Here is a 21,220-nt window from a genome sequence, read left to right as displayed (position 1 = left end):
GGATATCAGCGGCCCCTTTCCGTATGTGCTCCGTCGTCAGACGCCCGCGTACGAGTGCAGTCCGTTCACGAACATGTTGACGCCGTAGTAGTTGAAGAGCCAGCAGGCGAAGGCGATCAGCGACAGATAGGCGGCCTTGCGGCCCTTCCAGCCCGCCGTGGCCCGCGCGTGCAGATAACAGGCGTAGGCGACCCAGGTGATGAAGGACCAGACCTCCTTGGGGTCCCAGCCCCAGTAGCGGCCCCAGGCCTCGCCCGCCCAGATGGCGCCCGCGATGATCGTGAAGGTCCACAGCGGGAAGACGGCGGCGTTGACCCGGTAGGCGAACTTGTCCAGCGAGGCCGACGACGGCAGCCGTCCCAGCAGCGAGGTGGCCAGGGCGCCGGGCTGATCGCCCCGGGCCAGCTTGGCCTCATGGGAGTCCCGCAGCAGATAGAGGACCGAGCCGATCGCACCCAGGTAGAAGACCGCGCCGCAGAAGATGGCCGTGGAGACATGGATCACGAGCCAGTACGAGTCGAGCGCGGGGACCAGCTGGTCGCTGTCGGTGTAGAGCACCCCGATGGCGATGCCGAGGTCGGCGAGGACGGTCCCGACGAGCAGCAGGCCGAGCCAGCGGATGTTCTTCTTCGCCAGCAGCAGGGCGAGGTACGTGCCGACCAGCACCGCGGAGAAGGTGATGGAGAACTCGTACATATTGCCCCACGGCACCCGCTTCACGGAGGCGGCGCGGGCGATGACACCGGCGGCGTGGATGGCGAAGGCGAGCACGGTCAGCGAGATCGCGATCCGGCCGTAGACATCGCCCTTGACGGTGCCGCCCGCGGCGCCGGGCCCGTCCGGGACGTCCCGGGCACCGGCCGCGGCGCGCGTGATGACCTTCGGCTTCTCCAGGACGGCGGTTCCGCCCTGGGCGTCCTTGGTCCGTACGGTGACGGCGGGCCCGGCGGCGGTCTTCCCGGACTCCTCGGTCAGCGCGGCGGCGGCGCGACCGACCTTGCTGCGGCTGCCGAGGACCCACTCGGCGATATGCGCGAGGAAGGCCAGCGTGTAGACGGCCATCGCCGAGTAGATCAGGTTGTTACTGAGCTGGGCGAGACTCTCGTTGGCAGCGGTGGCGAGATTCACTTCTCAACCCCTTCGGCAGGAATGCGGGGTTCGTCCCCCGGTTCAGTGGGTGCGGGCGCGACGGGTTCACCCGTGGGCCCCGAGCCCGTGGGCGTGGAGCCTTCGCGAGCGGAGCCTTCGGACGCGGAGCCCTCAGGCGCGGACGCCTCGGCGGGGCGGCCCTGGCGCGCCGGGTCCGTCGGTGTGGGGGCCTCGGCCTCCGTACCCGCCGTCCCGTCCTCCGGTCGTACGGAGGTGTCCCCGCCGGCCGGCGGGTCCGCCGTCGCCTCCGGCTGGGGCGCGGCCGCCGTCGTCGGCGCCCGCTCGTGCAGCGCCAGCGCCAGCGCCTGGAGCTCCTCCGGCAGCTTGGGCGACTCGCCCCGGCCCAGGGCGGCCATCTCGACGACGGTCACCCCGTCCGGGCCGGCGACCGCGCGCACCCAGACCCGGCGGCGCCGCACGAAGAGCGAGCCCACCAGGCCCGCGATGGCGGCGATGGCCCCGCCCAGCGCCCAGCCCTGGCCGGGCTGCTCCGAGATCTGGAAGCTGGCCCACTCCTTCACCCCCTTCTCGAAGGTGATGGAGCCCGCGCCGTCGGGAAGCTTCATGGTCTCGCCCGGCAGCAGCCGCGCCTTGAGGATCTCCCCGTTGGCGTCCTTGAACTGGGTCATCTTGCGGGTGTCGAGCTGGTACACGTTCTGCGGGATGCCGGAGTCCACGCCGAGGCTGCCGGTGTAGCCGTTGAGCGCGAGCACCGGGAAGTCCAGCGCGGGGAACTGGGAGAACATCGTCCCCTTGCCCTCGCCGCCGAAGGTCGGCACGAAGAACGCCTGGAAGCCGAGCTGGGTCTTCTTGCCGTTCTTGTCCCGGTAGCCGTCCATGACCTTGATGGCCCCGGTGGAGGTGACGTTGCCGTCGATCGGCAGCAGCGGGACGGCGACCTTGTCCAGGACGACCTTGCCCTTGCCGTCGCGGACGGTGACGACCGGCGCGTAGCCGTGGGCGAGCAGATAGACCTTGGTGCCGTCGATCTCCAGCGGCTTGTTGACCTCGATGAGCTTCTTCTTCTCCGGCTCACCGGGACGGGACCAGCGGACGGCGGCCTCGAAGGTGCGGGGGGTGCCGCGCTGGGGGCCGGTCCTCTCGTACGTACCGGTGAACTCGTCCAGGAAGAAGGTGAACGGCGTCAGGTCGTCGGAGCCGTAGAGCGAGCCGGAGCGGAAGTCGTCGTACTGGGTGAGCGTGTTGGAGAAACCGTCGCCCTCCAGGACCAGCTTGCCGCCCTCGGACTTGAAGAGCTGGCCCCAGGCGAAGGCGATCAGCATCACGATCAGCGAGACATGGAAGAGCAGGTTCCCGGCCTCGCGCAGATAGCCCTTCTCGGACGCGACCGCGTCCCCGACCGTATGGGTACGGAAGCGGCGGCCCTTCAGCAGCGACGCGGCGGTCTCACGGACCTCCTCCGGGGTGGCGTCGGTGCGCCAGGTGGCGTACGCGGGCATCCGGGTCAGCCGGCCGGGGGCGCCCGGGGGGCGGCCCCGGAGCTGGCCGACGAACTGCCAGGTGCGCGGGACGATACAGCCGATGAGGGAGACGAAGAGCAGGATGTAGATCGCGGAGAACCACACCGAGCTGTAGACGTCGAAGAGCTGGAGCCGGTCGAAGAGCGGCGCCCAGCGCTCGTTCTCCTCCTTCCAGCTCTGCACCTTCAGGTCGTCCACGCTGTTCTGCGGGATCAGCGAGCCCGGGATGGAGGCGATCGACAGCAGGAACAGCAGGATCAGCGCGACCCGCATCGAGGTCAGCTGGCGCCAGAACCAGCGCGCCCAGCCGATGACCCCGAGCACCGGACCGCCGACGGGCTCCTCGCGCTCCTCACGGGGTGCGGTGGAGAGCCGGTCCGCGGCGTCGGCCTCCCGCGCCTGCTCGGTCCGCCGGTCGGTCCGCTTCTCTGTAGTGCTCATGTGGCGTCAGATCCCCACCGTAAAGCCGTTCGACCAGACCTGGACCTCCTGCATCATGGCGTCCCAGACGCCCGTCAGGAGGAGCAGACCGGTCACGATCATCATGATGCCGCCGATCCTCATCACCCAGACGTAGTGCCGCTTGACCCAGGCGAAGGCGCCCAGCGCCTTGCGGAAGGCGACGGCCGCGAGGATGAAGGGCAGCCCGAGTCCCAGACAGTACGCGACGGTCAGGACCGCGCCGCGCACCGCGCTGCCCTGCTCGGCGGCGAGGATGGTGACGGCGGAGAGCGTGGGTCCGATGCACGGGGTCCAGCCGATCCCGAAGAGCGCGCCGAGCACCGGCGCCCCCGCCAGACCCGCCGCCGGGCGGGTGTGGAAGCGCATCTCGCGCCGGGTCAGCCAGGGCATCATCCCCATGAAGAAGGCGCCCATCAGCACCATCACCACGCCCAGGACCTTGGAGAGGATCTCCTGGTGCTCCTGGAGCTGGGCGCCGAAGTAGCCGAAGAGGGCGCCGCCGGAGACGAAGACGGCGGTGAAGCCGAGGACGAAGAGGGAGGCGCCGAGCACCATCCGGCCCCGCCGGGCGTCGGCGAGGTCGGTGCCGCCGACCCCGGTGACATAGGAGAGATAGCCCGGGACCAGCGGCAGGACACAGGGGGAGAAGAAGGAGACCAGTCCCCCGAGCAGGGCCAGCGGCAGGGCGAGCGCCAGGGCGCCGTTGAAGACGGTCTCGTTCAGACCCACCGCGGCCAGGGTCTGGGTGTGCTGGAGGGATCCCACGAGGTCACTTCTCCGCGAGCACGGGGTCGATCATCTTCCGCAGCTGCTTCTCGGAGAGCGCCATCAGGGAGCGGGCGGCGATCTTCCCCTCGCGGTCGAGGACGACGGTGGAGGGGATGGCCTGCGGGTTGAGGGTGCCCTTGGGGAAGCCCTCGACGATCAGCTTGCCCGCCGGGTCGTAGAGGCTCGGGTAGTCGACCTCGTAGTCCTTCTCGAAGGCGATGGCCGGGCCCTTGTTGGCGTCCCGGGTGTTGAGGCCGACGAACTCCACGCCCTGCGGGCGCAGCTCCTTGGCGACCTTGGCGAAGTGCGGCGCCTCGCCCCGGCAGGGCGGGCACCAGGAGCCCCAGACATTGAGGACCACGACCTTGCCCTTGAGGTCGGCGACGTCGAGCCGGTCGCCCTCCAGGGTCTCCCCGGCGAGGGTGCCGGTGGCCTTGCGCTGGCCGCGCTCGACGGTGGAGATGCCACCGGTGTCGGTGACGAAGTTGGTGTTGCCGCCGCCACCGGACGTCCCGGTGTCTTGGCTGCACGCGGACAGGACGAGCGCGCCGACCGCGACGACGGCGGTCGGCAGGGCAGCGCGACGGGCACGGCTAAGGCTCATGTGAAAAGTTTCGCATGGCAGTTCCGGCGATCTTCCGCACCCCCCTCGCTGCCCGCAAGACCCCTATAAAGCCCGTTGTGAATAACCTTTAAAGAAATCGTCAGAGGTGCGGTGCGGAGGCTTATCGCTTATCCGCCGTGAGGCGGCGGGGAAAACGGCCGGGGCTCCTCCCGCGCCGCCCCGGCCCGTGGTCCACCGGGGCGCCGGTGGCGGCCGCGAGGCCTGCGGAGCCGGGCCCCGGGCCCGTACGGAGCGGGGACGGGCCCCTCGGAAGCAAAGAGGCCAGGAAGCGGGGCGCGGTTCCCGAATGGACCGGCTAACCGGCCCTACCGGCGATTTCCCGAGCCCGCGCCCCTTTCCCGCGGCGGTTACGGAAGCGCTAAGCCCCGAATGCCTTCGCCTTGCCCTTCACCGGCTTGGCACCCGCGCGCAGATGCGGCGGTACGAGATCCAGCGCCGGTTCGGAGTAACCCACCGACACAATCCGATCACCCTCGTAGGTGAAGCTCGTCAGCGAGGCCAGGGTGCACTGGCGGCGACGGGGGTCGTGCCAGAGACGGCGGCGCTCCACGAAGCTGCGGACCACCCAGATCGGCAGCTGATGGCTGACGAGGACGGCCTCGTGCCCCCGCGCGGCGTCCTTCGCGGCGTCGAGCGCGCCCATCATCCGCACCACCTGCTCCACATAGGGCTCGCCCCACGACGGACGGAACGGGTTGGTCAGATGGCGCCAGTTCCCGGGCCTGCGCAGCGCGCCGTCGCCGACGCCGAAGGTCTTGCCCTCGAAGACATTGCCCGCCTCGATCAGCCGGGCGTCGGTGGCCAGCTCCAGGCCATGGCCGGTGGCGACCGGCGCCGCCGTCTCCTGGGCCCGCTCCAGCGGCGAGGCGCCGACATGGGTGATGTCCCGCTCGGCGAGGTGTTCCGCCACCCGGTCGGCCATCCGCAGCCCGAGTTCCGAGAGGTGGTACCCGGCCCGGCGCCCGTAGAGCACACCCTCGGGGTTGTGCACCTCTCCGTGACGCACCAGATGGACGACGGTACGGACCGGCTTCCCGCCGTCCGCGTCACGGGAGCGGCCCGCGCCCAGCGGACCGGCCGTCCCTTCCGTAGCGCCTTCCGTACCGCCGGTCACCCAGTCACTGACCGGAACGGCCTCGCGGCCCGGCTCCGCGCTCATGCCGTGGCCTCGGCGGCGGCGCGGGCGGCGGCGGGCAGGGCGGCGGCAACCCGCTCGATCGCCCGCGCGTCATGGGCGGTCGAGACAAACCAGGACTCGAAGGCGGACGGCGGCAGATAGACGCCCTGGGCCAGCATGGAATGGAAGAAGGCGTTGAACCGGAACGCCTCCTGGCGGCGGGCGTCGGCGTAGTTGCGCACCTCGTCGGCGGTGAAGAAGACGGAGAACATATTGCTCGCGGTCTGGAGCCGGTGGGCCACGCCCTCCTTGCTCAGCGCCTCGGTCACCAGTCGCTGGATCTCGGCGGAGGCGGCGTCCACCGCCGCGTACGCCGCGTCGTCCAGGAGACGGAGCTGGGCCAGTCCGGCGGCGGTGGCGACCGGGTTCCCGGAGAGTGTGCCCGCCTGGTAGACGGGACCGGCCGGGGCGAGATGGCCCATCACATCGGCCCGCCCGCCGAACGCGGCGGCCGGGAAGCCACCGCCCATGACCTTGCCGAAGGTCATCAGATCGGGCTCGACCCCGTCCACCCCGAACCATCCGGCACGGCTGGTACGGAACCCGGTCATGACCTCGTCGGAGATGAAGAGCGCGCCGTGCTCACGGCACAGGTCCTTCAGGCCCTGGTTGAACCCGGGCAGCGGCGGGACGACACCCATGTTGCCCGGGGACGCCTCGGTGATCACACAGGCGATCTCACCGGGGTGGGCCGCGAAGGCGCCGCGGACGGCGTCGAGGTCGTTGTAGGGCAGCACCACGGTCTCGCCCGCCTGGGCGCCGGTGACCCCGGGGGTGTCCGGCAGCGCGAAGGTCGCGACCCCGGAACCGGCCGCCGCGAGGAGGGCGTCCACATGGCCGTGGTAACAGCCCGCGAACTTGATCACCTTGGCCCGGCCGGTGAAGCCCCGGGCGAGCCGGATGGCCGACATCGTCGCCTCCGTACCGCTGGAGACCAGCCGTACCTGGTCGACGGGGGCGACCCGGGCCACGATCTCCTCGGCCAGCGCCACCTCGCCCTCACCGGGCGCGCCGAAGGAGGTGCCCCGGGCGACCGCCGAGGTCACGGCCTCCAGCACCGCCGGGTGGGAGTGCCCGAGGATCATCGGCCCCCAGGAGCAGACGAGGTCGACATACTCGCGCCCGTCGGCGTCGGTGAGGTACGGGCCGCTGCCGGACACCATGAACCGGGGCGTGCCGCCCACGGCCCGGAAGGCCCGCACGGGTGAGTTGACGCCGCCGGGCGTCACAAGGGACGCGCGCTCGAAAAGCGCCTGCGAAACTGGGGCTTCGTATGAATACGCCACTTTGGTCCTGATCTGCGATTCGAGGGTTGGGCGGCCGGGGCGGAACGATCTCGGCCACGAGTGGGCGAGGAGCACGATCTCCCCGTACGGCGGAACGGCGTCACCCTCCCCACATCTGCGAAACTGTGGCGACACAGGGAAGGCTCACGGAATCCATGGTGTCAGAGGCCACGGCGTTCCTCGCGTACAGGTGTTTCACCAGTCGCGCGCGGGGGAGGTCACTGACACGATGATCGGATTGCGCGGCGGGGGCCGCGAGTGGTCGGGTGGAGATATGTATCGCGGTGGCGGACTGGGCGAGGGGACGGACGACCTGGGCCCCGAGCCCGCCCGGAGGGGCAGGCACCGGCGAGACGACGCGGACGCCGAGGTCACGGGAGGCAGGAGCGGCCGGGTGGGGGTGACCTACAAATACTTCGGCGCGCCCAACGGGGCGACGGCGGCCAGAGTGCCGATCTCGATGCGCCCCGAGGAGTTGGGCGGCGACGAACTGGGCATGGGCGGCCTGTTCACCAAGATCAAGCCCGAGACCATAGCCGCGATGGTGCTGACCGGCATCCAGGGCATGCCCCTGCACAAGGTGCCGCCGCTGGAGCTGGTGGTGCTCCACCCGGACTACGCGGTGGTGAAGCTCCCCATGACGGTGGTCGACCCGCTGCGCGACGTCGGCGAGGAGTCGGTGGGGGCCGCGGCCTTCATCTGGTCGACGGTGCCGGACCGGGGCGGGCCGAAGGACGCGTTCAACGTCTACCAGCTCCTCCATGAGTGGCAGGACTTCAGCCACCGCCTCCACGAGGCGGGGCACCAGCCCTACTGTCTGGTCTGGCCTTAGGACTCTCCCGCGGACTGGTCTGGTCTGATCTGGTCCGGGCTGCTCTGGGGACTGTCCCGCGGTCCGGCCTGGCCTGTTCCGGCCTGGGTGTACTGCCCTGAGGGCGCCGTGGGGTCCGGCCCCAGGGTCGTCCGCACCGGAGGAAGTCCGCGTTCCCGCTGCTAGGGCCTGTGGCCGGGCGCCGACGCGGGGAGCGGCTCCGCGCGGGACGGTGCCCGGCCCGGAAAGGCGGGTGCCATCCGCTGGGCCCGGTGCGATGCTGGCGGGGTGAACGGACCGGTCATCCATCTCAGCATCGCCCCTGAGCTGCGGCTCTTCGTACCTTCCGAGCATCGCTCGGGGCCCTCGCCCCTGGTCACGGACGGCACGTCGACCCTCGGCCATGTCATCGAGTCCCTCGGCGTGCCCCTCACGGAAGCGGGCCGGTTCGTCGTCGACGGCACCCCGGTGACCGTGGCCCACATCCCGCGCGCGGACGAGAGCGTGGAGGTGTACGGGGTGGAGCGGCCCCAGCGCGTCCCGGGCGCCCCGCTGCGGTTCCTCCTCGACGTCCACCTCGGGACCCTGGCCCGGCGGCTGCGACTGCTCGGCGTGGACGCCGCGTACGAGAACGAGGACATCGGCGATCCGGCGCTCGCGACGCTCTCCGCGCGGGAGAAGCGGGTACTGCTCTCGCGTGACCGGGGGCTGCTGCGGCGCCGGGAGCTCTGGGCGGGTGCCTATGTCTACAGCGACCGGCCCGAGGACCAGCTCCGGGACGTGCTGGAGCGGTTCGCCCCCGCCCTGGCCCCCTGGACCCGCTGCACGGCGTGCAACGGTCCGCTGCGGGACGCGGACAAGGACACGGTCCAGGACCGCCTTGAGGGCGGCACCCAGCGGAACTACGACGTGTTCGCCCAGTGCGCGCGGTGCGAGCGGGTCTACTGGCGCGGCGCGCACCACGCCCGGCTGGAGGCGATCGTGACGGCGGCGGTCCGCGAGTTCGGGGGCGCGGCGGCGGCGTAGGGGCCGCCTCCCGTACGGACGGACGGACGCGGGTGGTCCTCGCGTACCGTCCCCGCGCGTACACCGACCCCGCGCGTACCGTCCCCGCGCGTACGGGCGGGAACCGCGCCGCACCTCGCGCGCAACCGCGCCGGGCGCGCGCCCCCGACCGCGTACAGCCGGGCAGAAAGAACAGCCGGGCGGCCGGGCACCGGCTCCCGCGTACCGCGTCGGCGCGGGCCTTCGGACAGCTTCTGTCCGACATCGATCGTCCCGCCGTCACTCCGGTGTCCACCCGCCCCACCCGACTTACGCTGGCCCGGTCACACCGTGGATCCGGCCGGTCCTGGGCCGGGCCCGAGCGAGGTCCAAGGGAGACGGCGATGAGCGATACCGACCAGGCCGACGACGCGCGGACCGATGTACTGGTGGTGGGAGCGGGCCCGACCGGGCTGCTGCTCGCGGGGGATCTCGCGGCCGCCGGACTCCTGGTGACCCTGGTCGAACGCCGCCCCGCGCGGGTCTCCAACCTCACCCGCTCCTTCGGGGTGCACGCGCGCACGCTGGAGGTGCTCGACGCCCGGGGCCTCGCCGACGATCTGATCGCGACGGGGCACCCGATCTATCAGAACCGGCTCCTGGGCGGCCTCACCCTGGAGGTGGCTCACCTGCCCACGCGCTTCCCCTTCGTCCTCATCACCCCGCAGTACGAGGTCGAGCGGCTGCTGGAGCGGCGGGCCCGGGAGCACGGAGTGCGTTTTCTGCACGGCACCCGGCTGACGGCGCTGCGGCAGGACGGCGGCGCGGGCCCCCTCGCCCCCGGCCATCCGGTCACCGCCGAGGTGGAGTCCGCCGACGGCGCCCGTGCCACCCTGCGCGCCCGGTACGCGGTGGGCGCGGACGGCGTCCGCAGCACCGTGCGCGAGTCGCTGGGGCTGCCCTTCCCGGGCGGGTCGGTGATCCGGTCCATGATCCTGGCGGACGTACGGCTGGCCGAGCCGCCCCGGGAGGTGCCCGCCACCGAGGCGGGCGCCGGGTCCTTCGCCCTGATCGTGCCCTTCGGGGACGGCTGGCACCGGGTGATGGGCTGGTCGGCGGAGCACCAGCGGCCGGACGACGCGCCCGTCGACATCGCCGAACTCCGCGATATCGTCCGCGACGCCTTCGGCGGCGATCTGGGGATGGGCGAGGCCCGGTGGGTCTCCCGGTTCCACTGCGATGAGCGGCAGGTGCCCTCCTACCGGGTGGGGCGGATCTTCCTGGCCGGGGACGCGGCCCATGTCCACTCGCCCGCCGGGGGCCAGGGGCTGAACACCGGCATCCAGGACGCGGCCAACCTCTCCTGGAAGCTCGCGGCCGTCCTCAGGGGCGAGGTCTCCGGCGACGGCGCCGACGCCCTCCTCGACAGCTACCACGACGAACGCCACCCCGTCGGGCGGGCGGTGCTGCGCTCCAGCGGGGCGCTGATCCGCGCGGCCATGGCCACCTCCCCGCTCCAGCGCGCGGCCCGCTCCCTGGCCATCGGCACCCTGACGGCCGTGCCCGCGCTCACCCGGCGCAGCGTCCGCCAGATCAGCGGCATCGCGGTGCGCTACGACCGGCCCCGGGGCTCCCATCCGCTCACCGGCCGCCGCGCGCCGGACCTGGCTCTGGCGGAGGGACGGCTGTACGAGCTGCTGCGGGAGGGCGCGTTCGTCCTGGTCACACCGGAGGGGACGGCGGCGGTCGACGCGCCGCCCGCGCCGGGGAAGGTGGTGCGGGCGCACTGGCGCTCGGGCCGCGCCACGGCCCTGCTGGTCCGTCCCGACGGCTATATCGCCTGGGCCCGCGACTGACGGGACGCGGGAGCCGGGCTGGGCGACCCGCCGGGGTCGCCGCGGGCGTCCGCGCGTCCGGCCCTCCGGCCACCCCGGGCGCCGGTCGTGGGAGGGTGGGGCCATGCTCGTGGCCCGTTCCGTCGTCCTGTTCGTCGTCGCCGCCCTCTTCGAGATCGGCGGCGCGTGGCTGGTCTGGCAGGGAGTGCGGGAGCACCGGGGCTGGATCTGGATCGGGGCCGGAGTGATCGCCCTCGGCGCGTACGGTTTCATCGCCACGCTCCAGCCGGACGGTGACTTCGGCCGGATCCTGGCGGCGTACGGCGGCGTCTTCGTGGCGGGCTCGATCGCCTGGGGCATGGTCGCCGACGGCTACCGCCCGGACCGCTGGGACGTGATCGGCGCGCTGATCTGCCTGGCGGGTATGGCCGTGATCATGTACGCGCCCCGGGGGCGCTGAACGGCGCCTAAGCTGCGTACGCGGCCACCCGGCCGTCCGTGTCCGTAACCGGACTTCCCCGTACGTACGCGGACCGCGCGTCCTGCGCGGAACCACAGCTCTGGCAGAGGCAGGTACACCGACCATGACCGCCAACGGGACCCCCATCGCCGTCGTCACGGGAGCCAGCGGCGGGATCGGGGCCGCGACCGCCCGGGGGCTGGCCGCGGCGGGGTACGAGGTGGTGCTCACCGCCCGCCGCGAGGACCGGATCACCGCGCTGGCGCGGGAGCTGACCCAGGCGGGCCACCAAGCGCGGGCACAGCGGCTCGACATCACCGACCGGGCGGACGTCGACGCCTTCGCCGCCTCCCTGGAACGCTGTGACGTCCTGGTCAACAACGCGGGTGGCGCCCATGGCGCGGACCCGGTCGCGAGCGGGGATCCCGCCGACTGGCGGCTGATGTTCGAGGTCAACGTCCTCGGCACGCTGCATGTCACCCAGGCCCTGCTCCCGGCGCTGACCGCCAGTGGCGACGGCACGGTGGTGGTGCTGACCTCGACCGCCGCCCACGCCACCTACGAGGGCGGCGCGGGCTATGTCGCCGCCAAGCACGCCGAGCACGTCCTCGCCGAGACCCTCCGGCTGGAGATCGTCGGCACCCCGGTGCGGGTGATCGAGGTGGCGCCGGGGATGGTGCGGACGGAGGAGTTCGCCACGGTCCGCTTCCGGGGCGACACCGAGCGGGCGGCGAAGGTGTACGAAGGGGTCGCCGATCCCCTCACGGCGGAGGACGTGGCGGACACGATCACCTGGGCGGTCACCCGGCCCCCGCATGTGAACGTGGACCTGCTGGTGGTGCGGCCCCGGGCGCAGGCGTCCAACACCAAGGTCCACCGAGTCCGCTGAACCACGAAGGCCGGGGGCTGGCGGCGTGAGGCGCGGTCGGCCCGCAGGGGGCCGAGGCGTGACGCGCCCTCTCGCGCCAGGGGCCGGGGCGTGACGCGGTCAGCCCTCTTGCACCAGGGGGGCGGGACGTGACGCGCGGTCAGCCCTTGACGCAGATGACCTGCTTCAGCTTCGCCACGACCTCCACCAGGTCCCGCTGCTGCTCGATGACCTGCTCGATCGGCTTGTAGGCGGCCGGGATCTCATCGACCACGCCCGCGTCCTTGCGGCACTCCACACCCCGGGTCTGCTCCTCCAGATCCTGGGTGGAGAACCGCTTCTTCGCCGCGTTCCGGCTCATCCGGCGGCCCGCGCCGTGCGAGGCGGAGTTGAAGGAGCGCTCGTTGCCGAGGCCCTTGACGATGTACGAACCCGTGCCCATGGAGCCGGGGATGATCCCGTAGTCGCCGCTGCCCGCGCGGATGGCGCCCTTCCGGGTGACCAGCAGGTCCATCCCCTCGTACCGCTCCTCGGAGACGTAGTTGTGGTGGCAGGAGATGACCGGGTCGAAGGTGACCTTGGCCTTGCGGAACTCCCGGCGGACCACGTCCTGGAAGAGGCCCATCATGATCGCGCGGTTGCGCTTGGCGTACTCCTGGGCCCAGAAGAGGTCGTTGCGGTAGGCGGCCATCTGCGGGGTGTCGGCGATGAAGACGGCGAGGTCGCGGTCGACGAGGCCCTGGTTGTGCGGGAGCTTGCGCGCCTCCTCGATGTGGTGGTCGGCGAGCTCCTTGCCGATGTTCCGGGAGCCGGAGTGGAGCATCAGCCAGACCGCGCCGGACTCATCGAGGCAGAACTCCACGAAGTGGTTGCCCGAGCCGAGGGTGCCCATCTGCTTCAGCGCGCGGTCCCGGCGGAAGCGCACCGCGTCCGCGACCGTGTCGAAGCGGCCCCAGAAGTCGTCCCAGCCGCTGGTGGGCAGCCCATGGACCCGGCCGGGGTCGACCGCCTCGTCGTGCATCGCCCGGCCGACCGGGATCGCCTCCTCGATCCTGGCGCGGAGGCGGGAGAGATCGCCCGGCAGGTCGTTCGCGGTGAGGGAGGTGCGGACCGCCGACATACCGCAGCCGATGTCGACGCCGACGGCGGCCGGGCAGACGGCGCCCTCCATCGCGATCACGGAACCGACCGTGGCGCCCTTGCCGAAGTGCACGTCCGGCATCACGGCCAGGCCCTTGATCCAGGGCAGTGTGGCGACGTTCTGGAGCTGGCGCATGGCCTGGTCCTCGACCGTGGCCGGGTCCGCCCACATCCGGATGGGGACCTTCGCGCCGGGTATCTCGACGTACGACATGGTTCCTCGTTCCCCCGAAAGACATACAGAAAGAGAAAAAGCTCTTAAAGTCAGTGAAACGCAAAAGCCGCTCCAACGCCCGCGAAAGACCCAGCGGACCGGCACCCGAAGCGGTGCGTGCGGTAGACATTGTGTCCACCGGCCGTCTCTGTGCGGCAACAGCTTTTCTGTTCGAAGGGAGCCCGGGACCGTGCGACGAAGGAGCCTGGCGGCGACGGTTCTCACGGCGGTCACCGCGCTGTCGGTGACGCTCACCGGCTGTACCGGGGGGGACGGCGGCGAGGACACCGTCCGGGACGCCAAGCCGGGCCAGGGCACCAGGGTCGCCGCCCAGCCGGGCAAGTACCGCACCCTGCCCGAGCCCTGTGGCGCCCTCGGCCACTCCACGCTGAAGAACCTGCTGCCCGGACTGGGCGAACTCGTCGACGAGCAGCGGAAGAAGGCGTTGCGGGGCACGGCGGCCAGCACCTATGACACGGACCGCCGGGTCGGCTGCGGCTGGAGCGCCACCTCGCCCGACGCCTCGCACACCCTCAGCGTGGACTTCGAGCGCGTCGTCTCCTACGAGGGTTCCGTCAGCGACGACGACCGCGCCCAGGAGGTCTTCGTCAGGAGGCAGTCCACGGCGCTCCCGGCGCTCGCCGCCGACCAGGGGCGGACCTCCTCGGCCCCGGCCTCGGCCCCGCCCGACGCGGCGGCGTCGGCGGCATCGGGAGCGGTGACCGCCGGCGGGGCCGTGGACGGCGGCGAGGAGGACGACGGGAACCTCGCCCCCCGCGCCCTCGACAGCCTCGGCGACGCCGCCTTCCTCAACGACGTCCTCAACGCGGCGGGCACCGGTTCGACCGCCCAGCGCCGTACGGTCAGCGTGGTCTTCCGCACATCGAACGTCATCGTGACGATCGTCTACGCGGAGCAGTCGGGCCGCACGGCGGAGCAGCCCGACAGCAAGGAACTCCAGGAAAAGGCGCGGAGCGTGGCCCGGAGTCTGGCCCATCGGTTCGCCTCCTGAGCGCCCGGCGCGGCGGCGCGGCCCGCGTGGAGTTATCCACAGGCCCGCACACGGGGGCCGGGTCTGCGCGTACGGTGGCTTCGCCGACCGGTCCCCGGGGAGCCCGTCCATCCCGTGCGCCCCGCGGAGCCCGTACGACAACCGACTGAAGGAACCATGCACCGAACCGCCCCGCGACTCACCCGCATACTCGTCTGCGCAGCCGTCCCGGTGCTGCTCGCCGTCTCCGGCTGCTCGTCGGAGTCCGGCGACTCGTCCGGCAAGGACGCCAAGGACACCAAGGACTCGCAGAGCTCCGGCGGCTCCGGGGACTCCGGCGGCTCCGGGGGCCCCGCGCCCGAGGAGAAGAAGCCGGAGCCCGTGGCGGCCGCGAAGTTCCCGAAGCTGCCCAGCGCCTGCACGTCGATCACCTCGGGCACCATCGGCGACCTCGTACCGGGCGTCAAGAGCAAGAAGGGCACGGCGGGCAAGACCTCCGACGCGCTGGCCCGCGCCAACTGCGCGTGGAACGGACTGGACGACAAGGGCGTCAAGGGCTCCCAGTACCGCTGGCTCGATGTCTCCCTCGTCCGGTACGACTCCGAGCAGGCGCTCGGCCTCAGCGGTGAGCAGCGCGCCGCGGACGCCTACGCCAAGGAGGTCGCCAAGACCCAGGCCACCGCGGGCGCCAGGAACAAGCGCGAGTCCCCGGCCGCGGGCGTCGGCCAGGAGGCCCGCGCCATCGGGTACGAGCTGAAGAAGACCGGCGAGGACTTCACCTACGCCACCATCGTCACCCGCACGGAGAACGTGGTCATCACCCTGACCCTCAACGGCACGGGGTACTCGGGCGCCAAGCCCCCGACGGCGACCTCCCTGATGGAGGGCTCCGTGAAGGCCGCCAAGGAGGCTGTCGCCTCGGTCGCGTCGGCCAACAAGTAGCCTGCCCCTGGCCTAAACAGAACACGCGTACGGCGCGGGGTGCCCGAAGGGGTCCCCGCCCGTGCGCGGGTTCAGAGCAACGGGAGGGGATCGCGGGTGGCTGCGATGCAGTTGACACGCACACACCGCATACTCATCGGTGTCGTGGTGGCCGGTGCGGTGGTCATCGCCGGTATCGGCTTCGCCGGTTCCTACGCGGCGGTGCGCGACCTCGCGGAGCGCAAGGGCTTCGGCGACTTCGCCCTGGTCTTCCCGATCGGCATCGACGCCGGGATCTGTGTGCTGCTGGCCCTGGATCTGCTGCTGACCTGGATGCGGATCCCCTTCCCCCTGCTGCGTCAGACGGCCTGGCTGCTCACGGTCGCCACCATCGCCTTCAACGGCGCGGCGTCCTGGCCGGACCCGCTGGGCGTGGGGATGCACGCGGTCATCCCGGTGTTGTTCGTGGTGACCGTGGAGGCGGCACGGCACGCGGTCGGCCGGATCGCGGACATCACCGCCGACAAGCACATGGAGGGCGTGCGGCTCACCCGCTGGCTGCTCTCCCCCGTGCCGACGTTCAAGCTGTGGCGGCGGATGAAGCTGTGGGAGCTGCGCAGCTACGACCAGGTGATCAAGCTGGAGCAGGACCGGCTGATCTACCAGGCCCGGCTCCAGGCCCGCTTCGGCCGGTCCTGGCGGCGCAAGGCCCCGGTGGAGTCGCTGATGCCGCTCAGACTGGCGCGGTACGGAGTGCCGCTGGCGGAGACGGCACCGGCCGGGCTGGCGGCGGCGGGGATCGATCCGGTGCTGCTGCCCCCCGCGCAGGAGCTGGCGGCGGCGCCGGTACCGGTGGCGGTCGCGGCGGGTCCTGCGGTGACGGAGGGGGAGTCCGAGCACCGGCTGGCCCTGGAGAAGGCCGCACCGGCGTCGGCGCCGACTGAGGTCCAGGCACCGGGTCCGGTTCTGGTGAAGGGGCGGGCACCGGGTCAGGCCCCTGCTCCGGCTCCGGTGGCGGCGGCTCCCGCACAGGCGCCGGGTGCCGCACAGGCCCCTGCCCCTGCTCCGGTGGCGGCGCAGGCTCCGGTGGCGGCGCAGGCTCCGGAGGGCGCGCAGGCTCCGGCTCCGGTGGAGGCACGGGCCGATGAGCCCGCTCAGCCCGCCGACCCCGGCCGGAGCGCGCCGCCGGTTCCGGCGGACCCGTCCACGCCGCAGGCCCCGTCCGTCGGACCGCAGGAGCGGAGCCACCCCCAGCCGACGTCCCACGCCACCCACGCGCCCCAGCAAGCCCAGCCGCCCGAGGGCGCCGGGCAGCAGTGGCCCCCTGCCGAGCACCAGCAGCCCCAGGAGATCCCTCCCGGGCAGATACCGGAGCAGCAGGACACCCGCCAGAGCCAGAGCCCCTGGTTCGCGGCGCCACAGATACCGAAGGACGCCTCGGAGCGCGCCTTCAACCCGACGTATGTGGAGGGCCTGGAGCCCACCCCCGTCCAGGTGCCCCAGGGCCCGGCGGTACCGCTGCCCCAGGGCCCGGCCCAGCACCCGCTCGACGGCGTCCCCGCGCAGCCGGTGGAGGCCCGCGGTCCGGTGGCCGTCGGGGGCCATGAGCGCGCGGAGTTCGCACCGCACCCGCCGCGGACACAGCACCTCCCGCAGGCCCCCCAGCCCCCCGCGGGCTCCGGCCCCCCGCTGCCCCACGCCCCGGAGGGACACCCCGGATACGCGCCGTCGGCCGCCCCTCAGCGGCCGTACACCGCGACGCCGTACGCCGACCAGCCCGCCTCCCCGGAACAGGATCAGGAGCGGCGGGGTACGGAGCGGCAGGGTGCCGAGCGCCAGCCCGAGGAGCGGCCCGCCGACGAGCGCGCGTTCTACGAGGCCGCGTACCCCGTCTTCGTCGAGTACGCCAACGAGCTCCGCGACTACCCCACCGTCGAGCAGCTCGACATCTACCTCGCCGATGCCCACGGCATCCGCCATGACCGCAGCATCGCCCTGCTGCGCCGGGTCTGGCCGGAGTTCAAGGAGCGCATCCAGGCCGAGCAGCAGGCCGACCACATCGCCTGACGGCCCCGCTCACCGCGAAGGGGGCGCCCCCGGATCAGTCATCCGGGAGCGCCCCCTTCGTCATGGGCCCTCAGGCGTCACGCCGCCAGGAGCTTGCGCACCCGGTCGGCGCCGACCGCGAGCAGCAGCGTGGGCAGCCGGGGCCCGGTCTCCCGGGTCACCAGCAGCCGGTAGAGCAGCGCGAAGAAGGCGCGCTGGGCGACCTTCAGCTCGGGCGTCGGCTTGGCGTCCGGCTCCAGGCCCGCCATGACCTTCGGCACCCCGTACACCAGCGTGGTGAGGCCGTCGAGAGACCAGTGGGTGTCGAGTCCGTCGAGCAGCAGCCGCAGCGACGCGCGGCCCTCGTCATCCAGGGAGGCGAGCAGCTCGGTGTCGGGCTCGTCGCGGACCACGGTCCGGGCTTCGGCCGGGACCTGGGTGGAGATCCAGTTCTCGGCCCGGTCCAGCCGGGGCCGCACCTCGTCCAGCGACCCGAGCGGGTTGGCCGGGTCCAGCTCGCTGAGGATCCGGACGGTCTGCTCGTCATGACCGGCGGTGATGTCCACCACCGAGGCCAGCGTGCGGTACGGGAGGGGGCGCGGTGTGCTCGGCAGCTCGCTGGACGCCGTGCGCACGGCCCGCGCGTACGCGGCGGCGTCGGCGGGCAGTGCCGAGCCGTCGGCGACCTTGGCCGCGAGCTTGTCCCACTCGTCGTAGAGCCGCTGGATCTCCTGGTCGAAGGCGATCTTGAACGCCTGGTTGGGCCTGCGCCGGGCGTAGAGCCAGCGCAGCAGCGGCGCCTCCATGATCTTCAGCGCGTCGCCCGGGGTGGGTACCCCACCGCGCGAGGACGACATCTTCGCCATGCCGCTGATGCCCACGAACGCGTACATCGGCCCGATGGGCTGCCGGCCGCCGAAGATGGCGCTGACGATCTCGCCGCCGACCTGGAAGGACGAGCCGGGCGAGGAGTGGTCGACACCGGAGGGCTCGAAGACGACGCCCTCGTAGGCCCAGCGCATGGGCCAGTCGACCTTCCACACCAGCTTGCCCCGGTTGAACTCGCTCAGCCGGACCGTCTCGGCGAAACCGCAGGCGGAGCAGGTGTAGCTCAGCTCGGTGGTGTCGTCGTCATAGCCGGTGACGGTGGTGAGGTCCTTGCCGCAGCCGCCGCAGTAGGGCTTGTACGGGAAGTAGCCGGCCGAGCCCGCGCCGTCGTCCTCGGCCGCCGCGCCGGAGCCCTCGGCGGCCTCCAGCTCGGCCGCGTCGACCGGCTTCTGCGACTTCTTCGGCGGCGCCTTCTTGGTGCGGTACTGGCCCAGGATGGCGTCGATGTCGGCACGGTGGCGCATCGCGTGCAGGACCTGCTCGCGGTAGACGCCCGAGGTGTACTGCTCGGTCTGGCTGATGCCGTCGAACTCCACGCCCAGCTCGGCCAGTGCCGCGACCATCGCCGCCTTGAAGTGCTCGGCCCAGTTCGGGTGGGGGGAGCCCTGGGGCGCGGGCACCGAGGTCAGCGGCTTGCCGATGTGCTCGGCGTAGGACTCGTCGACACCGGGGACCCCGGCCGGGACCTTGCGGTAGCGGTCGTAGTCGTCCCAGGAGATCAGATGGCGGACCTGATGGCCGCGGCGCTGGATCTCGTCGGCGACGAGGTGCGGGGTCATGACCTCGCGGAGGTTGCCCAGGTGGACCGGGCCGGACGGGGAGAGACCGGACGCGACGACGACCGGTTTGCCAGGCGCGCGCCGCTCCGATTCCGCAATGACCTCGTCCGCGAAACGGGAGACCCAGTCGGTCTCGGTGCTGCTCTGAGCCACGGTCGGCACGTCCTTCTTTCTCATCGTGAGCACGCATTCGTGGGATCCCGCCGGGGCGACCGCCGGGATCCCCCCCATTCTCCCAGACGCGGCCCGTCCTTCCCGCGCCGATATCCGGCGGACCGGTTCCGGGCCCGTACGGGTGGGACCGGTTCCGGTCCCGTCCGGATGCCTCCAGCGGCGGGGCGCGGCCGGAGGCGTCCGTATGTTCCCCGCGCTCCGTACACCCCGGCACAGCGCGTCACCACCCACCGGCCCCTCCCAGCCCCCCGACCAGCCCCGCCCAGCCGCCCGGTAACCGCGCACGCCGCCGCCCTCCCCCATGGGACACTGGGCAGCCGCACCACCGTTCCACTGATCCACACGAGAAACGGAAGCTCATGGCCTCGGTCCCTTCCCTCGCTTCGACCGTGCAGCAGCGCCTCGCGGACGCCCTCTCGGCAGCCCTGCCGGAGGCCGGTCCCGCCGACCCGCTGCTGCGACGTAGCGACCGGGCCGACTTCCAGGCCAACGGCATCCTCGCCCTCGCCAAGAAGCTCAAGGGCAACCCGCGCGAGCTGGCCACCCAGGTCGTGGCCGCCGTCGACCGCGGGGACACCCTCCAGGAGATCGAGGTCTCCGGCCCCGGCTTCCTGAACGTCACGGTCACCGACCGGGCGATCACCGAGACCCTGGCGGCCCGCGCCGCCGACGACCGCCTCGGCGTCCCGTACAACCCGTCCGCCGGGACGACGGTGATCGACTACGCCCAGCCGAACGTCGCCAAGGAGATGCACGTCGGCCATCTGCGCTCGGCGGTGATCGGCGCGGCGATGGTGGAGATCCTGGAGTTCACCGGTGAGAAGGTGATCCGGCGCCACCACATCGGCGACTGGGGCACCCAGTTCGGCATGCTCATCCAGTACCTGCTGGAGCACCCGCACGAGCTGGACCACAAGGACGGCGAGCGGGTCAGCGGCGAGGAGGCCATGTCCTCCCTGAACCGCCTCTACAAGGCCTCCCGCGCCCTCTTCGACTCCGACGAGGAGTTCAAGGCGCGCTCCCGTGACCGGGTCGTCGCCCTCCAGTCCGGTGACGAGGAGACGCTGGCGCTCTGGCAGCGGTTCGTGGACGAGTCGAAGATCTACTTCTACTCGGTCTTCGACAAGCTGGACATGGAGATCCAGGACCCGGACGTGGTCGGCGAGTCCGGCTACAACGACATGCTCGCCGAGACCTGCCGGCTGCTGGAGGAGTCCGGTGTCGCGGTCCGCTCCGAGGGCGCGCTCTGTGTCTTCTTCGACGACGTCAAGGGCCCCGACGGCAACCCGACCCCGCTGATCGTCCAGAAGTCCAACGGCGGGTTCGGATACGCCGCGACCGATCTGTCCGCCATTCGCGACCGGGTGGGGAACCTCGCCGCGGACACCCTGGTCTACGTGGTGGACGTCCGGCAGTCGCTGCACTTCAAGATGGTCTTCGAGACCGCGCGCCGGGCGGGCTGGCTGGACGAGCGCACCCAGGCCGTCCAGCTCGCCTTCGGTACGGTCCTGGGCGCCGACGGCAAGCCGTTCAAGACCCGCGCCGGTGAGACGGTCCGGCTGGAGGACCTGCTGGACGAGGCCGTCGACCGGGCCACGGCGGTGGTGCGGGACAAGGCCGCCAAGGTCGGTCTCAGCGAGTCGGAGATCACCGAGAACGGCCGGTTCGTGGGCATCGGCGCGATCAAGTACGCCGATCTGTCCACCTCCGCCGTGCGCGACTACAAGTTCGACCTGGACCAGATGGTCTCGCTCAACGGCGACACCTCGGTCTACCTCCAGTACGCGTACGCGCGGATCCGCTCCATCCTGCGCAAGGCGGGCGACCGCGTCCCGGCCGCCCACCCGGAGCTGGAGCTGGCCCCCGCCGAGCGGGCGCTCGGCCTCCATCTGGACCGGTTCGCGGAGACCGTCGCCGAGGTCGCCGCCGGGTACGAGCCGCACAAGCTCGCCGCGTACCTCTACCAGCTCGCCTCGCACCTGACGACCTTCTACGACCAGTGCCAGGTGCTCAGCGACGAGAACCCGGCCGAGGTGGTCGAGAACCGTCTCCTCCTGATCGAGCTGACCGCCCGCACCCTCCAGCAGGGCATGGCGCTGCTCGGCATCCGCACCCCCGAGCGCCTCTGATCACACCCCGGGCACCCCGCCCGGACCCGGAC

17 protein-coding genes are annotated in these 21,220 nt (G+C 72.0%); 9 read left to right on the top strand and 8 right to left on the bottom strand.

Annotated features, from left to right (window positions below; genetic code table 11):
• Nucleotides 1–36: 36 nt before the first annotated feature.
• The 6 genes from ccsB to hemL form a co-directional block, all read right to left on the bottom strand.
• Complete coding sequence (gene ccsB / locus ACFVIM_RS18865) at nt 37–1,128, bottom strand: c-type cytochrome biogenesis protein CcsB (protein WP_384302543.1); 1,092 nt, start codon at nt 1,126–1,128, stop codon at nt 37–39.
• Nucleotides 1,125–3,071 carry a cytochrome c biogenesis protein ResB gene (locus ACFVIM_RS18860; protein ID WP_384302541.1) on the bottom strand — a complete coding sequence of 649 codons (1,947 nt, stop codon included), beginning with the start codon at nt 3,069–3,071 and terminating at the stop codon, nt 1,125–1,127. The genes ccsB and ACFVIM_RS18860 overlap by 4 nt, the downstream gene beginning before the upstream one ends.
• 6 nt (nt 3,072–3,077) lie before the next feature.
• Nucleotides 3,078–3,857, bottom strand: coding sequence for a cytochrome c biogenesis CcdA family protein (locus ACFVIM_RS18855; RefSeq protein WP_384302539.1), 780 nt, complete (start codon nt 3,855–3,857; stop codon nt 3,078–3,080).
• Nucleotides 3,858–3,861: 4 nt separating this feature from the next.
• Nucleotides 3,862–4,464 (bottom strand): TlpA family protein disulfide reductase, encoded by a 603-nt coding sequence (locus ACFVIM_RS18850; RefSeq protein WP_384302537.1) that lies wholly within the window; start codon nt 4,462–4,464, stop codon nt 3,862–3,864.
• A 379-nt stretch (nt 4,465–4,843) separates the two neighbouring features.
• On the bottom strand, nt 4,844–5,644 hold the full coding sequence (locus tag ACFVIM_RS18845) for a histidine phosphatase family protein (protein WP_384302535.1): 801 nt from the start codon (nt 5,642–5,644) through the stop codon (nt 4,844–4,846).
• Nucleotides 5,641–6,948, bottom strand: coding sequence for a glutamate-1-semialdehyde 2,1-aminomutase (gene hemL, locus ACFVIM_RS18840; protein WP_384302533.1), 1,308 nt, complete (start codon nt 6,946–6,948; stop codon nt 5,641–5,643). The genes ACFVIM_RS18845 and hemL overlap by 4 nt, the downstream gene beginning before the upstream one ends.
• 274 nt (nt 6,949–7,222) lie before the next feature.
• On the opposite strand from hemL, the gene ACFVIM_RS18835 reads away from it, so the two are divergent.
• The 5 genes from ACFVIM_RS18835 to ACFVIM_RS18815 all read left to right on the top strand — a co-directional run bounded on the left by ACFVIM_RS18835 (nt 7,223) and on the right by ACFVIM_RS18815 (nt 11,927).
• Complete coding sequence (locus tag ACFVIM_RS18835) at nt 7,223–7,780, top strand: hypothetical protein (RefSeq protein ID WP_384302547.1); 558 nt, start codon at nt 7,223–7,225, stop codon at nt 7,778–7,780.
• Nucleotides 7,781–8,047: 267 nt separating this feature from the next.
• Nucleotides 8,048–8,785 carry a Mut7-C RNAse domain-containing protein gene (locus tag ACFVIM_RS18830; protein WP_384302531.1) on the top strand — a complete coding sequence of 246 codons (738 nt, stop codon included), beginning with the start codon at nt 8,048–8,050 and terminating at the stop codon, nt 8,783–8,785.
• Nucleotides 8,786–9,147: 362 nt separating this feature from the next.
• Nucleotides 9,148–10,599: an FAD-dependent monooxygenase gene (locus tag ACFVIM_RS18825; RefSeq protein WP_384302530.1), complete on the top strand. Its 1,452-nt coding sequence runs from the start codon at nt 9,148–9,150 to the stop codon at nt 10,597–10,599.
• A gap of 103 nt (nt 10,600–10,702) precedes the next feature.
• On the top strand, nt 10,703–11,038 hold the full coding sequence (locus tag ACFVIM_RS18820) for a YnfA family protein (protein ID WP_384302528.1): 336 nt from the start codon (nt 10,703–10,705) through the stop codon (nt 11,036–11,038).
• A 124-nt stretch (nt 11,039–11,162) separates the two neighbouring features.
• Nucleotides 11,163–11,927, top strand: a complete 765-nt coding sequence (locus ACFVIM_RS18815; protein ID WP_384302526.1) for an SDR family NAD(P)-dependent oxidoreductase — start codon at nt 11,163–11,165, stop codon at nt 11,925–11,927.
• 139 nt (nt 11,928–12,066) lie between these two features.
• Here ACFVIM_RS18815 and ACFVIM_RS18810 read toward each other — a convergent pair whose 3' ends face one another.
• Nucleotides 12,067–13,260, bottom strand: coding sequence for an RtcB family protein (locus tag ACFVIM_RS18810; RefSeq protein ID WP_384302524.1), 1,194 nt, complete (start codon nt 13,258–13,260; stop codon nt 12,067–12,069).
• Between the two features lie 190 nt (nt 13,261–13,450).
• Here ACFVIM_RS18810 and ACFVIM_RS18805 point away from each other — a divergent pair, with 190 nt between their 5' ends.
• From ACFVIM_RS18805 to ACFVIM_RS18795, 3 genes are all read left to right on the top strand, one after another.
• Nucleotides 13,451–14,272 carry a DUF3558 domain-containing protein gene (locus ACFVIM_RS18805; protein WP_384302521.1) on the top strand — a complete coding sequence of 274 codons (822 nt, stop codon included), beginning with the start codon at nt 13,451–13,453 and terminating at the stop codon, nt 14,270–14,272.
• Nucleotides 14,273–14,428: 156 nt separating this feature from the next.
• Nucleotides 14,429–15,193, top strand: coding sequence for a DUF3558 domain-containing protein (locus tag ACFVIM_RS18800; protein ID WP_384302519.1), 765 nt, complete (start codon nt 14,429–14,431; stop codon nt 15,191–15,193).
• A gap of 96 nt (nt 15,194–15,289) precedes the next feature.
• Nucleotides 15,290–17,239 (top strand): DUF2637 domain-containing protein, encoded by a 1,950-nt coding sequence (locus ACFVIM_RS18795; RefSeq protein WP_384302517.1) that lies wholly within the window; start codon nt 15,290–15,292, stop codon nt 17,237–17,239.
• A 77-nt stretch (nt 17,240–17,316) separates the two neighbouring features.
• Here the strand turns inward: ACFVIM_RS18795 and lysS are convergent, their stop codons facing one another.
• The gene (lysS, locus tag ACFVIM_RS18790; protein ID WP_384302545.1) at nt 17,317–19,047 is read right to left on the bottom strand and encodes a lysine--tRNA ligase; all 1,731 of its coding nucleotides are present in this window, start codon (nt 19,045–19,047) and stop codon (nt 17,317–17,319) included.
• A 371-nt stretch (nt 19,048–19,418) separates the two neighbouring features.
• Here lysS and argS point away from each other — a divergent pair, with 371 nt between their 5' ends.
• Nucleotides 19,419–21,188, top strand: a complete 1,770-nt coding sequence (gene argS / locus ACFVIM_RS18785) for an arginine--tRNA ligase (RefSeq protein WP_384302515.1) — start codon at nt 19,419–19,421, stop codon at nt 21,186–21,188.
• The last annotated feature ends 32 nt before the right edge of the window (nt 21,189–21,220 follow it).

The sequence above is a fragment of the Streptomyces sp. NPDC057638 genome (genome assembly GCF_042800315.1).
GTDB lineage: Bacteria > Actinomycetota > Actinomycetes > Streptomycetales > Streptomycetaceae > Streptomyces.
The sequence above is the reverse complement of the archived record's forward strand: the minus strand, read 5'-3'. Positions and strand labels throughout refer to the sequence as shown.

Bases quoted from the DNA above. Each gene is read 5' to 3' on its own strand.
- ACFVIM_RS18860 (WP_384302541.1), bottom strand. From the start codon at position 3,071: ATGAGCACTACAGAGAAGCGGACCGACCGGCGGACCGAGCAGGCGCGG.
- ACFVIM_RS18850 (WP_384302537.1), bottom strand. From the start codon at position 4,464: ATGAGCCTTAGCCGTGCCCGTCGCGCTGCCCTGCCGACCGCCGTCGTC.
- ACFVIM_RS18845 (WP_384302535.1), bottom strand. From the start codon at position 5,644: ATGAGCGCGGAGCCGGGCCGCGAGGCCGTTCCGGTCAGTGACTGGGTG.
- ACFVIM_RS18835 (WP_384302547.1), top strand. From the start codon at position 7,223: ATGTATCGCGGTGGCGGACTGGGCGAGGGGACGGACGACCTGGGCCCC.
- ACFVIM_RS18825 (WP_384302530.1), top strand. From the start codon at position 9,148: ATGAGCGATACCGACCAGGCCGACGACGCGCGGACCGATGTACTGGTG.
- ACFVIM_RS18820 (WP_384302528.1), top strand. From the start codon at position 10,703: ATGCTCGTGGCCCGTTCCGTCGTCCTGTTCGTCGTCGCCGCCCTCTTC.
- ACFVIM_RS18815 (WP_384302526.1), top strand. From the start codon at position 11,163: ATGACCGCCAACGGGACCCCCATCGCCGTCGTCACGGGAGCCAGCGGC.
- ACFVIM_RS18810 (WP_384302524.1), bottom strand. From the start codon at position 13,260: ATGTCGTACGTCGAGATACCCGGCGCGAAGGTCCCCATCCGGATGTGG.
- ACFVIM_RS18800 (WP_384302519.1), top strand. From the start codon at position 14,429: ATGCACCGAACCGCCCCGCGACTCACCCGCATACTCGTCTGCGCAGCC.
- argS (WP_384302515.1), top strand. From the start codon at position 19,419: ATGGCCTCGGTCCCTTCCCTCGCTTCGACCGTGCAGCAGCGCCTCGCG.